Origin of the sequence: Thioclava sp. F42-5, assembly GCF_002213195.1 — a bacterium.
Taxonomy (GTDB): Bacteria; Pseudomonadota; Alphaproteobacteria; order Rhodobacterales; family Rhodobacteraceae; genus Thioclava; species Thioclava nitratireducens.
Genome location: NZ_NBNZ01000008.1, coordinates 1 through 14,300, shown reverse-complemented (window position 1 = coordinate 14,300; position 14,300 = coordinate 1). Strand labels below are relative to the sequence as shown.

The 14,300-nt window shown below is 61.9% G+C and carries 11 protein-coding genes and 1 pseudogene; 10 read left to right on the top strand and 2 right to left on the bottom strand.

All coding sequences use genetic code 11. The features are described from left to right. Positions 1-279: 279 nt before the first annotated feature. Positions 280-654 (top strand): hypothetical protein, encoded by a 375-nt coding sequence (locus B6V74_RS16835; protein WP_088723476.1) that lies wholly within the window; start codon positions 280-282, stop codon positions 652-654. 454 nt (positions 655-1,108) lie between these two features. Here B6V74_RS16835 and B6V74_RS16830 read toward each other — a convergent pair whose 3' ends face one another. Beyond that, positions 1,109-1,819: a cyclic nucleotide-binding domain-containing protein gene (locus B6V74_RS16830; RefSeq protein ID WP_088723475.1), complete on the bottom strand. Its 711-nt coding sequence runs from the start codon at positions 1,817-1,819 to the stop codon at positions 1,109-1,111. A 241-nt stretch (positions 1,820-2,060) separates the two neighbouring features. Here B6V74_RS16830 and B6V74_RS19180 point away from each other — a divergent pair, with 241 nt between their 5' ends. From B6V74_RS19180 to B6V74_RS16785, 9 genes are all read left to right on the top strand, one after another. Continuing rightward, positions 2,061-3,383, top strand: a complete 1,323-nt coding sequence (locus B6V74_RS19180) for a nitrate/nitrite transporter (protein ID WP_075777303.1) — start codon at positions 2,061-2,063, stop codon at positions 3,381-3,383. 69 nt (positions 3,384-3,452) lie between these two features. Continuing rightward, on the top strand, positions 3,453-4,847 hold the full coding sequence (locus B6V74_RS19175) for a NarK family nitrate/nitrite MFS transporter (protein ID WP_088723474.1): 1,395 nt from the start codon (positions 3,453-3,455) through the stop codon (positions 4,845-4,847). 68 nt (positions 4,848-4,915) lie between these two features. Further along, a complete protein-coding gene (locus B6V74_RS16815) occupies positions 4,916-8,644 on the top strand; it encodes a nitrate reductase subunit alpha (protein WP_088723473.1) in 3,729 nt (1,242 codons plus the stop codon). Beyond that, on the top strand, positions 8,641-10,164 hold the full coding sequence (gene narH, locus B6V74_RS16810; RefSeq protein WP_088723472.1) for a nitrate reductase subunit beta: 1,524 nt from the start codon (positions 8,641-8,643) through the stop codon (positions 10,162-10,164). The genes B6V74_RS16815 and narH overlap by 4 nt, the downstream gene beginning before the upstream one ends. Beyond that, positions 10,164-10,883, top strand: coding sequence for a nitrate reductase molybdenum cofactor assembly chaperone (gene narJ / locus B6V74_RS16805; protein WP_088723471.1), 720 nt, complete (start codon positions 10,164-10,166; stop codon positions 10,881-10,883). Before narH ends, narJ begins: the two co-directional genes overlap by 1 nt. Positions 10,884-10,894: 11 nt before the next feature. Next, positions 10,895-11,662, top strand: coding sequence for a respiratory nitrate reductase subunit gamma (narI, locus tag B6V74_RS16800; RefSeq protein ID WP_088723470.1), 768 nt, complete (start codon positions 10,895-10,897; stop codon positions 11,660-11,662). Between the two features lie 5 nt (positions 11,663-11,667). Next, positions 11,668-12,462 (top strand): peptidylprolyl isomerase, encoded by a 795-nt coding sequence (locus B6V74_RS16795; RefSeq protein ID WP_088723469.1) that lies wholly within the window; start codon positions 11,668-11,670, stop codon positions 12,460-12,462. 10 nt (positions 12,463-12,472) lie between these two features. Beyond that, positions 12,473-13,111, top strand: a complete 639-nt coding sequence (locus tag B6V74_RS16790; protein WP_075777296.1) for a carbonic anhydrase — start codon at positions 12,473-12,475, stop codon at positions 13,109-13,111. Next, positions 13,095-13,646: a DUF2478 domain-containing protein gene (locus tag B6V74_RS16785; protein WP_240497134.1), complete on the top strand. Its 552-nt coding sequence runs from the start codon at positions 13,095-13,097 to the stop codon at positions 13,644-13,646. The genes B6V74_RS16790 and B6V74_RS16785 overlap by 17 nt, the downstream gene beginning before the upstream one ends. Before the next feature lie 189 nt (positions 13,647-13,835). Here B6V74_RS16785 and B6V74_RS16780 read toward each other — a convergent pair. Continuing rightward, positions 13,836-14,300, bottom strand: a pseudogene (locus tag B6V74_RS16780) (coproporphyrinogen III oxidase); the annotation flags it as partial.

Below are 14,300 nucleotides of genomic sequence, written 5' to 3'. Positions count from 1 at the left end.
ACTCAGACGCTTCGACGTTCAGAGCGCTCAGCCACACGCAGAGCTCAATGACGTCGAGGCGACGCTCGCAGAGTTCGACTTTTGCGATGTACGAACGATTACGCCCCAAACGGACAGCCAAGTCCGTCTGCGAAAGCCTGTGCTGAGCTCGAAGCTCAACCAAAGCTCTAATCAGCGCTCTATATTCTGGCGTATGTTGCGCGCCGGCCATGCGTTCCTGCCCTGTAGACATCGACGCATAGCTCATGATAACGCGTGCTCCCAAAATAGGAGCAGCAGATGCATGACGCAGATTTTGTCTATCTCGATTTCCGGTTTCAGGAAGCGGGATGGCTTGAAGGAATACGACTTCGCTTAACCGGAACAGTACCGGATGAGTTGGTCTCGAGCGGAGTCCGAAACCAAGTATTCGAAGTCGAAAGAGAAGAGGAAAGAAAGATCATCAATATTACGAATCGTTGCCTTGCGCTGACCGAGCCGAAAACGAGTAGCCTCAGCAAAGAGAATTGCGAACACTTAGCGCGCGTACTCGTGATGAAAGGCTTTAGCGCTGATTGGCTAAGGTCGGAGCGTGCTGACCTTGTCCTGCGACCGGGCACGCTCTTGGATGACGTTTATCGCAAAGAGCTGATCGATCACCTCTGTTCCGCGTAGCTTGCACTTCGCCGGGGCCAGGTCACCGATCCAAAATGCGGTCGAGTTGCTTTCCGTACGCTTGCTCTTCGACTCTCCAGAATCCGGAATAGGTCAGCTACAACTGAACACTGAACATTTTATTATCTCGAAGGCAAAGTTTGCGCTCGAAAATCGGATTTGGTGGCCCTCTCAAGTGAGGAGAGTGCGTATCTCCGAAGAGGCTAACCTACCGTCTGTTGCGGGACCCCATGTTCAAGTGACCAGGTGATCTTGAGCACGATCTCTCAGCAACGATTGGGGTAACAGAAAGAAGATAATTCTGCGGCCGCTGCCGCTTTTGAGCAGCGACCGCGACAGATTCGCGCCGCTCGAACGAGAAGCGCATCATAGGTTTCATCGCGCACCTTCAACTTATCAAAGCGAGGTGCCACAGCTGCGAAAAATCGAGAAAAGTGGTTTGCGTGGCTGAACCTCAGACGCAAGGGTCGTCTATAAGCGGCGAGGGCTTGGCGAAAGCGCGAAGATCTTTCGCATCGATGATCGTGACACGGCTTCCATCGATTTTTACACCATAGGGCTCCAACTGCCGAATGGAGCGGCTCAGATTTTCGGGTGTCATGCCCAGATACGCGGCCAGTCGGCGCTTCTCTATTCCAAGCTCAAAGACATCTTCCTTTTCCGCACATGAATGACGATGGACGAGGTAGTTGGCGAGACGCTCGAGCGAAGTGCGAAGCTTGAGGTTTTTTGCATCACGTACAACGCCTCGATACCCCTGTGCTAATTCGGTTACCACGTTACGCGCGAATGTCGGGTCGGCGTCGAAGATCGCGCGCACGTCCTCCGAGGGCACCAAAATGACACGCGATTTCTCGAGCGTGCGCGCGGACATCAGGTAGGGCGCCGCTTTGACGGTCGCCGCGACGATGAAGGTCGAGACAGGCTGCAAGGTCGCCATTGTCGTCTCGCGCCCGTTCCATGTCGCGAACAGTTCCACCGATCCGCCGGTGACGACGTGAAGGAAATCGCTCGTTTCGCCCTCGGTGAACAGCTCGATCTGCGGAGGGAAATTCTGCACATAGGCCCCGCGGATCAATGCGGAAAAGTTCTCGTCATCCATTCCGGAGAAGAGTTGGAGGTTGCGAATCTCGCTGGCTTCGTCGTCGCTCAAACGGATGGCCATGTTTCACCTCTCATCGTGCCTGACATATTTAGCTTGATAAATATCAAGCCGTCGATTGTCACCTGTCCGCGATCGTATTGATATGCGTTTTTTGCAGGCATGATGCTTGCCGCCCGCTGATTTATTTTGACCCTTCATGCTTAACGGTTTGATTTCGATCAACCAGTTCCAGTCTCCCTCCCTGTTGATCTGTCCGCAACCGGACCGGCGGTTCACGTCGGCCAAACTTCGGAGAGAGACAATGCATACACTCGAAGGAGTCACGCGCTCGGACCAATATCGGGCACTGGGGCTCAGCACATTCGCCTTCACCGTCTGCTTCGCGGTCTGGACGATCTTCTCGATCATCGGCGTGAAGATCAAACAAGAGCTCGGGTTGTCCGATACCCAATTCGGGCTGCTGGTCGCGACGCCGGTTCTGACCGGGTCAATCAGCCGTATCTTCCTTGGCGTCTGGACCGAGCAGTTCGGTGGCCGGATCATGTTTCCGCTGCAGATGCTCATCACCGCTGTCGCCGTCTGGCTGCTGGCCACGGTTCACAGCTACGAGGTATTCCTTATCGCGGCGCTCGGGCTCGGCCTCGCTGGCGGGTCCTTCATCGTGGGCGTCGCCTACACGTCTCGCTGGTTCGAGAAAGAGCGTCAGGGCACTGCCTTGGGCATCTTCGGTGCGGGAAACGTCGGAGCCGCGGTGACGAACTTCGCCGCGCCGTTCCTCGTCGTCGCGCTCGGTTGGGAAGGCACTGCGAAAGTCTACGCTCTGGTTCTCGCCGCGACGGCGGTGGTTTTCTACCTGACCTCGAAGACCGACCCGGTGCAGCAGGAACGCAAGAAGACCGGGGCCAAGCCGGTCTCGGCAGGCGACCAACTCGCGCCGCTCAAGAATATCCAGGTCTGGCGCTTCGCCATCTACTATTTCTTCGTCTTCGGCGGCTTTGTCGCGCTCGCCTCGTTCCTGCCGCGCTATTACGTCGGCGCTTACGGGCTGCCGCTCACGACGGCCGGCGTCTTCGCTGGCTTCTACTCCCTGCCCGGGTCCGTGTTCCGCGCCCTCGGTGGTTGGATGTCGGATAAATGGGGCGCACGCTTCGTGATGTATCTGACCTTCCTCGTCTCGCTCGTGCTGCTGTTCGTGATGAGCTACCCCGAGACCAGCTACACGGTCGTGGGCATCCACAGCCCGATCTCGTTCACCTTCGGTCTCAACGCGACGATGTTCATGGTCATGACCGTGATCCTCGGCTTCGTGATGAGCCTCGGGAAAGCGGCGGTCTACAAGCACATCCCGGTTTACTATCCGCATCATGTGGGAGCCGTCGGCGGTCTCGTCGGCATGATCGGGGGACTGGGCGGTTTCTTCCTGCCCATCAGCTTCGGCTTCCTCCTCGATCGGACAGGTGTCTGGACGGCGCCCTTCATGCTTCTCTTCGTGCTGGTCCTCGTCTCGGTGATCTGGATGCACGTCGCCATTCGCCGCATGGAACACGCCCGGCACCCCGGCCTCAAAGGAGAGAAGTACCTCTCCGACGTGCCCGACGAGCCGTTCGCGAAGTCGATGCCCTGATGCTCGTGACGGGCTGTCCATCGGGTAGCCCGTCTTCTCCCCTCGCACATTTCTCAAGGAGCCACTCCAATGGCCACGACAATAGCAACTTCAGGTCAGAGCGGATACGTGCTGACCGACTGGCGTCCCGAGGATCCGGAGTTCTGGAAAACCCGCGGGCACGCAATCGCCACCCGCAACCTGTGGATCTCGATTCCTGCCCTTCTCCTCGCCTTCTCGGTCTGGATGGTGTGGTCCGTCGTCGTCGCCAAGCTTCCCGCGATCGGCTTCGACTACTCGACCGGACAGCTGTTCTGGCTGGCGGCACTGCCCGGGCTGTCGGGCGCGACCCTGCGCATTTTCTACAGTTTCATGATCCCGATCTTCGGCGGACGCAAATGGACGGCGTTCTCGACCGCGACGCTGCTGCTGCCCGCGCTCGGTATCGGGTTCGCGGTGCAGAATCCCGAGACTCCCTATGTCGTCTTCCTGCTGCTCGCGCTGCTCTGCGGTTTCGGTGGCGGAAACTTCGCCTCCTCGATGGCCAATATCGCATATTTCTACCCCAAGAAGACCAAGGGGAACGCGCTGGCTCTCAATGCGGGCCTCGGCAATGCGGGTGTCTCGGTGATGCAGTTCGTCGTGCCGATCGTGATCACCACGGGCGTCTTCGGCTCCCTCGGCGGCGCGCCGCAGCAATTGTCGGCAGGGGGTGAGCTTTTCCTGCAGAACGCCGGCTTCGTCTGGGTGCCCTTCATCGTTCTTTCGGCGATCGCGGCATGGTTCGGAATGAACGACATCGCATCGGCCAGCGCTTCGTTCAAACAGCAATCGGTGATCTTCTCGCGCTTCCACAACTGGGTGATGTGCGTGCTCTACACCGGCACGTTCGGAAGTTTCATCGGCTATTCCGCGGGCTTCCCGCTGCTCATGAAGACGCAGTTTCCCGAAGTGGACGTGCTGCAATTCGCCTTCCTCGGGCCTCTCGTGGGCGCGCTGAGCCGGGCCGGCACGGGTTGGATTTCCGACAAGTTCGGTGGCGGTCGCGTGACCTTCTGGACCTTCGTCGGAATGATCGTCGCCGTCTGGGGTGTGCTGCAGTTCCTGCCCTCGGCGGGTGACGCCGGTAGCTTCTGGGGCTTCTTCGCCTGCTTCATGGCGCTGTTCTTCCTGACCGGCGTGGGCAATGCCTCGACCTTCCAGATGATCCCCTCGATCATGCGTCAGGAAGTGCCGCGTCTGAACCCGCATCTCGACGCGGCCGCCACGCTCAAGCAATCGGAGCTCGAGAGCTCGGCGATCATCGCCTTCACCTCGGCGATCGCGGCCTACGGCGCCTTCTTCATCCCGAAATTCTACGGCACGTCGATCAGCCTGACCGGCGCTCCCAACGCAGCTCTGTGGGGCTTCATGATCTTCTACGCAATCTGCGTGGTGGTGACCTGGTTCTTCTACAGCCGCAAGGGCGCCTCCGTTCCCTGCTGACACTACCGGCGCGCGCCGTGTCGTCCCGCGGCGCGCGCTTAAAACCCATTTCCGCAAGGAGACGCGACATGAGCCACTTGCTCGACAGACTTAATTTCCTGCAATCCAAGGAGTTGGAGCAGTTCTCCGACGGCCACGGGCAGGTGACCCGCGAGGACCGTAAATGGGAAGAGACCTATCGGTCCCGCTGGCGTCACGACAAGATCGTCCGCTCGACCCATGGGGTGAACTGCACCGGGTCTTGCAGTTGGAAGATCTACGTGAAGTCGGGGATCGTGACATGGGAGACCCAGCAGACCGATTACCCGCGCACGCGTCCCGGATTGCCCAACCACGAACCGCGCGGCTGTGCCCGCGGCGCCTCCTACAGCTGGTATCTCTATTCCGCCGCGCGGATGAAGCACCCGATGGTGCGCGGCAAGCTGCTGAAAATGTGGCGCGAGATGCGCAAGACGAAGTCGCCGATCGAAGCCTGGAGTTCGATCCAGAGCGATCCCGTGCTGCGCGCCGAATACACCAAGGCGCGCGGCAAGGGAGGTTTCGTCCGCGCAAGCTGGGACGAGGCCACCGAGATCGCGGCGACCGCCAATGCCTATACCGCGAAGACCTATGGCCCCGACCGCGTCTTCGGCTTCTCGCCGATCCCCGCGATGTCGATGGTCAGCTACGCCGCCGGCGCGCGCTACCTCTCGCTGCTGGGGGGTACCTGCCTGTCCTTCTACGACTGGTACTGCGACCTTCCGCCTGCCTCGCCGCAGACCTGGGGCGAGCAGACCGACGTGCCGGAATCGGCCGACTGGTATAACGCGGGCTTCCTGTTGATTTGGGGCTCGAACGTCCCGCAGACTCGCACGCCGGACGCGCATTTCTACACCGAGGCCCGCTATCGTGGCACCAAATCCGCCGTGATCTGCCCCGACTACTCGGAAGCCTCCAAGTTCGGTGACATCTGGCTCAACCCGAAGCAGGGCACGGACAGTGCGCTCGCCATGGCGATGGGGCACGTGATCCTGCGCGAATATCACCTCGACCGGCAGGCCGAGTATTTCGAGGATTACGCGCGGCGCTATTCGGACATGCCGATGCTGGTGGTGCTCGACGAGCAGGACGGCCGGCACGTCCCCGGCAAGCTGCTGCGTGCGTCCGATCTCGATGGCGCGTTGGGCGAGGCGAATAACCCCGACTGGAAAACTGTCGCCCATGACGAAACCTCCGGCAATCTGGTCGTGCCCAACGGATCGATCGGGTTCCGCTGGGGCGAAGAGGGCAAATGGAACCTCGAGGACCGCGCCGGTGCGGGCGAAACGCGTCTGCGCCTGAGCCAGGTGATGGAAGAGGACCACGATGAGGTGGTCGGGGTCGATTTCCCCTATTTCGGCGGCGCGGCCACCGAGAATTTCGTCAAGTGCCAGCATCCCGAGGTGCTCACTCGCAACGTGCCGGTGAAGAAGGTCACGCTCGCAGATGGCCGCGAGGCCATGGTCGCCACCGTGTTCGACCTGCTCTGTGCCAATTACGGTCTCGACCGGGGGTTGGGCGGCGACTGGGTGAGTCACGATTTCGCCGATGACCTGCCTTACACCCCCGCCTGGGCGGAGAAGATCACGGGCGTGTCGGCCGACAAGATCATCGCCGTGGCCCGCGAGTTCGCGACCAATGCCGAGAAGACGCATGGCAAGTCCATGGTGATCCTCGGGGCCGGTCTGAACCACTGGTACCACATGGACATGAACTACCGCGGCATCATCAACCTGCTGGTGATGTGCGGCTGTGTCGGTCAGGAAGGTGGTGGCTGGAGCCACTACGTGGGGCAGGAGAAGCTGCGTCCGCAGACCGGCTGGCTGCCGCTGGCCTTCGGCCTCGATTGGTCGCGCCCGCCGCGGCAGATGAACGGCACGTCGGCCTTCTACGCTCATACCGACCAGTGGCGCTACGAGACGCTGGGTGTGCGCGAAATTCTCTCGCCGACGGCGCCCAAGGGCGACTGGGACGTGTCGCTGATCGACTACAACATCCGCGCGGAACGGATGGGCTGGCTGCCTTCGGCACCGCAGCTCAAGACCAACCCGCTCGAGGTCACGAAAGCCGCGAAAGCCGCCGGGATGGATCCGAAGGACTACGTAGCCGAGAAGCTCAAGTCGGGCGACTTGCAGATGTCTTGCGAGGACCCGGACGCGCCCGAGAACTGGATGCGCAACCTGTTCGTGTGGCGGTCGAACCTTCTCGGGAGCAGCGGCAAGGGGCATGAATACTTCATCAAGCACTTGCTGGGCACCGATAACGGCGTGATCGGCAAGGATCTCGGCGAAGAGGGCGGCTCGAAGCCCACCGAGGCCGTCTGGCGTGACGAAGCACCCGAAGGCAAGCTGGACCTGCTGGTCTGCATCGACTTCCGGATGTCGACGACGGCCGTCTACTCGGATGTCGTGCTGCCGACGGCGAGCTGGTACGAGAAGAACGACCTCAACACCTCCGATATGCACCCGTTCATCCACCCGCTGCAGGCGGCCGTGGACCCGGCCTACGAGAGCAAGTCCGACTGGGAGATCTTCAAGGCGATCGCGAAGAAATTCCAGGAGGTGGCGCCGGAGGTTCTGGGTGTCGAGACCGACATCGTTCAGGCTCCGATCCTGCACGACACGGCGGGCGAACTTGCCCAGCCGGAGGTGCGAGACTGGAAGAAGGGCGAGTGCGACCTGATCCCGGGGGAGACCGCGCCGAACTACGTCACAGTCGAGCGCGACTACACCACGCTCTATGATCGGTTCGTTGCGGTGGGGCCGCTGCTCGACAAGCTCGGCAACGGCGGCAAGGGCATCGGTTGGAAGACCGAGCACGAAGTGGAGGCGCTGCGCAAGCTCAACGGTGTCTGGGAAGACGGTCCCGCCAAGGGTTGCGCGAAGATCGTGACGGATATCGATGCGGCCGAGGTGATCCTGATGCTCGCCCCCGAAACCAACGGCGAGGTGGCGGTGAAGGCGTGGGAAGCGCTCGAGAAGCCCACGGGCCGCGCGCACAAGCATCTCGCCGAGGGGCAGGAGCACACCAAGATCCGCTTCCGCGACATCGCCGCGCAGCCGCGCAAGATCATCTCGTCGCCGACCTGGTCGGGCATCGAGAGCGAGGATGTCTGCTACAATGCGGGCTACACCAACGTCCACGAACTGATCCCGTGGCGCACCCTGACGGGCCGCCAGCAGCTCTATCAGGATCACCTCTGGATGCGTGCCTTCGGAGAGGGCTTCGTGTCCTATCGCCCGCCGGTCGACCTCAAGACGGTGACGCAGGAGGTGGTCGCGGGCGACGAGAAGCATGTCGTGCTCAACTTCATCACGCCGCACCAGAAGTGGGGCATCCACTCCACTTATTCGGACAACCTGCTGATGCTCACGCTGAACCGCGGCGGGCCAGTGGTCTGGATCTCCGAGACCGACGCCAGGAAAGCCGGGATCGAGGATAACGACTGGATCGAGGCGTACAACGTGAACGGCGCCCTGACCGCGCGCGCGGTCGTCTCGCAGCGGATGAAGGAAGGCACGATCTTCATGTATCACGCCCAGGAGAAGATCGTGAACACGCCCGGCTCGCAGAAGACCGGCCTGCGCGGAGGCATCCACAACTCGGTGACCCGCGCCACGCTCAAGCCCACGCATATGATCGGTGGCTACGCCCAGCTTTCCTACGGGTTCAACTACTACGGCACCGTTGGTGCGAACCGCGACGAATTCGTCGTGGTCCGCAAGATGAAGAAGATCGACTGGCTCGATGAGCCCGCTACCCAGGAGGCAGCAGAATGAGAGTGCGCGCACAAATCGGCATGGTGCTGAACCTCGACAAATGCATCGGGTGTCACACCTGCTCCGTGACCTGCAAGAACGTCTGGACCAGCCGCGATGGCGTTGAATACGCCTGGTTCAACAATGTGGAAACAAAGCCCGGCACGGGCTACCCGACCGACTGGGAGAACCAGAAGCGCTGGAACGGCGGCTGGAAACGCACCTCGTCGGGCAAGCTGATGCCGCGGCAGGGGTCGAAGTGGCGGATCGTGGCGAATATCTTCGCCAATCCTGACCTGCCCGAGATCGACGACTATTACGAGCCGTTCGATTTCGACTACGAGCACCTCGCCAACGCGCCCGAAATGAAGGCGTTTCCGACCGCACGTCCGCGCTCGAAGATCACCGGAGAGCGGATCGAGAAGATCGAAAAGGGCCCGAACTGGGAGGAAATCCTCGGCGGTGAATTCTCGAAACGCTCGAAGGATTACAACTTCGAGGGCGTCCAGAAGGAAATCTACGGGGAATACGAAAACACCTTCATGATGTACCTGCCGCGCCTGTGTGAGCATTGCCTCAACCCGGCCTGCGCGGCGTCCTGCCCCTCGGGCGCGATCTACAAGCGCGAGGAAGACGGCATCGTCCTGATCGATCAGGAAAAGTGCCGCGGCTGGCGGATGTGTGTTTCGGGCTGCCCCTACAAGAAGGTCTATTACAACTGGTCGACTGGGAAATCCGAGAAATGCACCCTGTGCTATCCGCGGATCGAAAGCGGCAACCCGACCGTGTGCTCGGAGACCTGCGTGGGCCGCATCCGGTATCTGGGCGTCATGCTCTATGATGCCGACAAGATCGAGAAGGCGGCGAACGCGCCGTCTGAGCAGCAGCTCTACGACGCGCAACTGGACGTTTTCCTCGACCCCAACGATCCGGCAGTGATCGAGGCCGCGCGTGCCGATGGCATTCCCGAGGACTGGATCAAGTCGGCGCAGCAAAGCCCGATCTGGAAGATGGCGATGGAGTGGAAGGTCGCCTTCCCGCTGCATCCCGAATACCGGACGCTGCCGATGGTCTGGTATATTCCGCCGCTCTCGCCGATCCAGAACGCCGCCGAGGCGGGCTCGATTGGCATGGATGGCGCGATGCCGGACGTGAAGAGCCTGCGTATTCCGCTGCGCTATCTCGCCAACATGCTGACTGCTGGGGACGAGGCGCCCATCGCGAACGCGCTCGAGCGGATGCTGGCGATGCGGGCCTACATGCGTGCCAAGACCGTCGACGGCGTTCGCGACGAAGGCATCGCGGCGCGTGTCGGCCTCTCGGGGCGGGTGATCGAGGATATGTACAAGATCATGGCCCTTGCCGACTACGAAGATCGCTTCGTGATCCCGACCACGCATCGCGAACAGGTCGAGGATGCCTACGACCTGCGCGCGGGGACCGGGTTCACTGATTGCAACGGCTGCTCGACCGGCATCTCGAAGGGTTCGCTCTTCGGTGGGTCGAAACGTCCGCTCAAGATGCCGCAGGAGGTGCAGTGATGGCGCATCAACCCAATGACCGCACGCTCAAGGCCTTTTCGGTCCTGTTGAGCTATCCGACGATCGAGCTGCAGCGCGCGGCGCCGGAAATCGGGGGCGTTCTCGCCTCCGAAACCCGGTTGACCGCTGCGGCGCGGCGCGCGTTGCGGCCGCTCGTCGAGGAAATCGGCGAACGCGATATCTACGCGCTCGAAGAGACCTATGTGATGCTCTTCGACCGCTCGCGCAGCCTGTCGCTCAACCTCTTCGAGCATGTCCACGGCGAGAGCCGCGACCGGGGAGGCGCCATGGTCGATCTGCTCGAGACCTACCGCGCCGCCGGTTTCGAACCGGCGACGACCGAATTGCCCGACCACCTGCCGGTTCTTCTGGAGTTTCTGTCGACCCGACCGGCGCAGAAGGCGAGCGATATGCTGGCCGACGCAGCGCATATCCTCGCCGCGATCGGCGAACGGCTGGCCAAACGCGAAAGCGCCTATGCCGCGGTGTTCGAGGCCCTGGTGCAGATGTCCGGTGCAACGGCCGACGAAGACGCGGTGGCCGAGATCCTCGCGCGGCCCGATCCGTCCCCCACCGATCTCGAGGAGATCGACAAGATCTGGGAAGAAACCGAGGTGACCTTCGGTCCCGACCCGAATGCCGGCTGCCCGCAAGTGCGGGACATGCTCGCGCAAATGGACTCGCCCACACAGCGCCGCGCCAAGACCGCGGCGGAATGACGGAGGCACAGATGAATACGTTTCTCTTCGGGATTTATCCCTATATCGCACTGTCCGTGATGTTCCTGGGCTCCATCGCCCGTTACGAACGTGACCCCTTCACGTGGAAAACCTCGTCGAGCCAGATGCTGCGGCGGCGGCACTTCGTTATCGCATCGATCCTGTTCCACGTCGGCGTTCTGGTGATCTTCGCAGGGCACCTCGTGGGGCTTCTGACCCCGATCTGGGTCTTCGACATGCTGCATGTCAGCCATGGTGCCAAGCAGATCCTCGCCATGGTCGCTGGCGGCATCGCCGGGGTGATGGCGCTTATCGGCGGCGGGATGCTCATGTATCGTCGCTGGACCGATCCGCGCATCCGTCTGACGTCGAGCTTTGCCGATATCGGCATACTTGCACTGCTTCTGGTGCAGTTGCTGCTCGGGCTCGGAACGGTGCCGGTCAGCTGGCAACATGCCGACGGTCACGAGATGGTCAAGTTCATGACCTGGGCGCAGATGATCTGGACCTTCCAGCCGGGCGCTGCCGACTATGTCGCGGGCGCGGCGCTCGTGTTCAAGCTGCACATCGTTCTCGGACTGACCATCTTCCTGCTGGTCCCGTTCACGCGGCTCGTTCACATCGCCTCGGGTATCTTCGCGCCGCTGCGTTACCTTCTGCTGCGCCCCGGCTACCAGATCGTGCGGTCCCGTCGCGCATCCGCTCTGCCGGAACGCGACGCCACCGTCGTCAAGAAACCGCGCATCGTTGCGGCGAAGCAACCCTCGGCTGCGGAGTGAATAACATGACCAAACCGCTCTTTCCCGACGTCGTCGTGAACGGCCAGACGATCCCTTCCGCGGCAATCGCCGCGGAAGCCCAACACCATAGCGGCCCGAGCAAGAAGCCCGGCATCGCCTGGCGTCGGGCCGCAAATGCGCTCGCGATCCGGGCGTTGCTCTTGCAGGAAGCGGCGCGGCGTGCGCTTGTCGCCGATCCGCAGGAAGTCGCCCCGGGACAAACCGAGACCGAGGACGAGGCACTCATTCGTGCTCTTCTCGAAGATGCCGTGGAGGTTCCCGTCCCCTCCGAGGAGGCGATCCGCGCCGAATGGGAGCGGGACCCGACCCGTTTCCGCGCGCCGCCGCTCTGGGAAGCCGCCCATATCCTGATCGCTTGCGACCCGCGCGACGCGGCTCAGCGCGAGGCGACGGCCGCCCGCGCGCGCACTCTGGCGAAAGAGGCGGTGGCGAACCCGAAAAGCTTCGCGCGCTTGGCCAAGGAGAACAGCGATTGTTCATCTCGGGGCGAGGGCGGGTTCCTCGGCCAGCTCGGGCCCGGCGATACAGTCCCTGAATTCGAGCAGGCCCTGCGTGCACTTCGCGAAGAGGAGATCACCTCCGAGCCGGTGCTGAGCCGCTTCGGCTGGCACGTGATCCGGCTCGATGCTGCGGCCGAAGGTGCACCGCTTCCCTACGAGACCGTGCGTCCGCGCATTGCCGAAGCGATGGAGAAGGCGGCATGGACCCGCGCCGTGCGCGGCTTCGTTGGCGATTTGGCCGCCCGGGCGGAGGTCTCCGGCGTCGAGCTGGCGGCATAAGGCGAACGCGATGCTGAGTGACCTCTTCAAGCGCAACCGCACCTGGTCGGAACGCCGCAAGGCCGAAGAGCCGAGCTACTTCTCGCGGCTCGCGACGCGCCAGAACCCGGAGTTTTTCTGGGTCGGCTGCGCCGACAGCCGTGTGCCTGCGAATGTCGTGGCCGGGCTCGATCCCGGCGAGGTCTTCGTCCACCGTAATGTCGCCAACGTCGTGCATTCCTCGGACATGAACCTGCTGAGCGCACTCGAATTCGCCGTCGAAAGCCTCGGTATCCGCGAGATAATCGTCTGCGGCCATTACGGATGCGGTGGGGTCAAGGCGGCGACCGAGGATATGCTGGGCGGTCTGACAGATCACTGGCTCGAGCCCATTCGTCGCCTGGCGCGCGCTTACGCGATCGATCTTGGCCAACTGGCCGAGATCGAGGCCCGACGCGACAGGCTGGCGGAGCTCAATGTGATCGAGGGCGTGCGGCGTATCGCTGAGACACCAATACTTCAGCGCGCTTGGGCCGCCGGCGAGCCAGTCAAGGTTCACGGACTAATCTATGGCCTCAAGGACGGCGTGCTTGCCGATCTTGACTGCACGATCACCCGCGCCAGTGTTTTCGGTGAGGATGTTCCGCACCTAAGTGCTGCAGCGGATTGAACGGAAAGGACAAAAGATGTTTCCCATTGCCGCTATCGAAAGCCCCGGTCGGGGCGACGCGGACTTCCTGATGGCGCGATTTGCGCGACAGACGATTTCGCGCGGACTTCGCGTGTGTGGCGTTGTGCAGGTCAATATCGATCGACCCCAGAGCCACGCTTGCGACATGGACATCCAGGTCCTGCCCAATGGGCCCGTTCTGTCGATTTCTCAGGCACTCGGCGCGGGATCTCGCGGATGCCGTCTTGATCCCGCCGCGCTCGAGACCTCCGTCGCGGCGGTGTCGCGCAGTCTCGCCGACGGGGCCGATCTGCTCGTGGTGAACAAGTTCGGCAAAATGGAAGCCCAAGGACGCGGGTTTCGCCCGGTTATCGCGGAGGCGATCTCGCGGGGCATTCCCGTCCTCGTCGGTATCAATGGTCTGAACGGGCCCGCCTATGACGCGTTTACGGGCGAATACGGGTGCCGCCTGCCGTTCTCGATTGATGCGATCAGCAACTGGTTTGACGACGCGCGCGGTCTTGTCGGAGCTTGAGGGAACTTCGAGGTCCCCTCATCCCGGTGGCTACCAAGGTGGCGTTTGAGGCTACTTTGCAGACCCCGACAGCCACATCGGAAGTTCGCGGGAAATCCGGCTCGGTCGATCGACGGAGAAGGTTAAGCCGCCTTCGGGATGCGAGGTCGTCTTGGCTTGCCCGGAAGTGCGCCAAGACTCTCAGGCATTTTACGACGCGCGCGAATAGCGCACCCCCTCCGGCACATGCTGATCGAAAATCGAAGCGATCATCCGTGTTAACGGTCGACCTTCCGGTGCAATGCTGATGCGCTTTCCCGTCAGCCTTGCGAATGGCGCGAAGCGCGTGGCCATTTCCGTCAGGCAAGGCAGCAGCTTCTGGGCATCGGTGCCGAACTCCTGGCTCAAATCGCCAAGATCCACTGCGAACCGACACATCAACTCCTCGATCGCCCGAGCGCGCAGCTGGTCTTCGGGGCTTAACTGATAGCCACGAGTGCCCGGAAAAACACCGGTTGCAATCCGCTGCTGATAAGCCGCGGTCGCGGGCGCATTCTGGACATAACCTTCCGAAAAGCGCGAAATCGACGATGCCCCGAGCCCTATGAGAGTGCTGCATGTGTCGGTCGTGTATCCTTGGAAATTGCGACGCAGCCGTCCGGCTTCGAGCGCCGC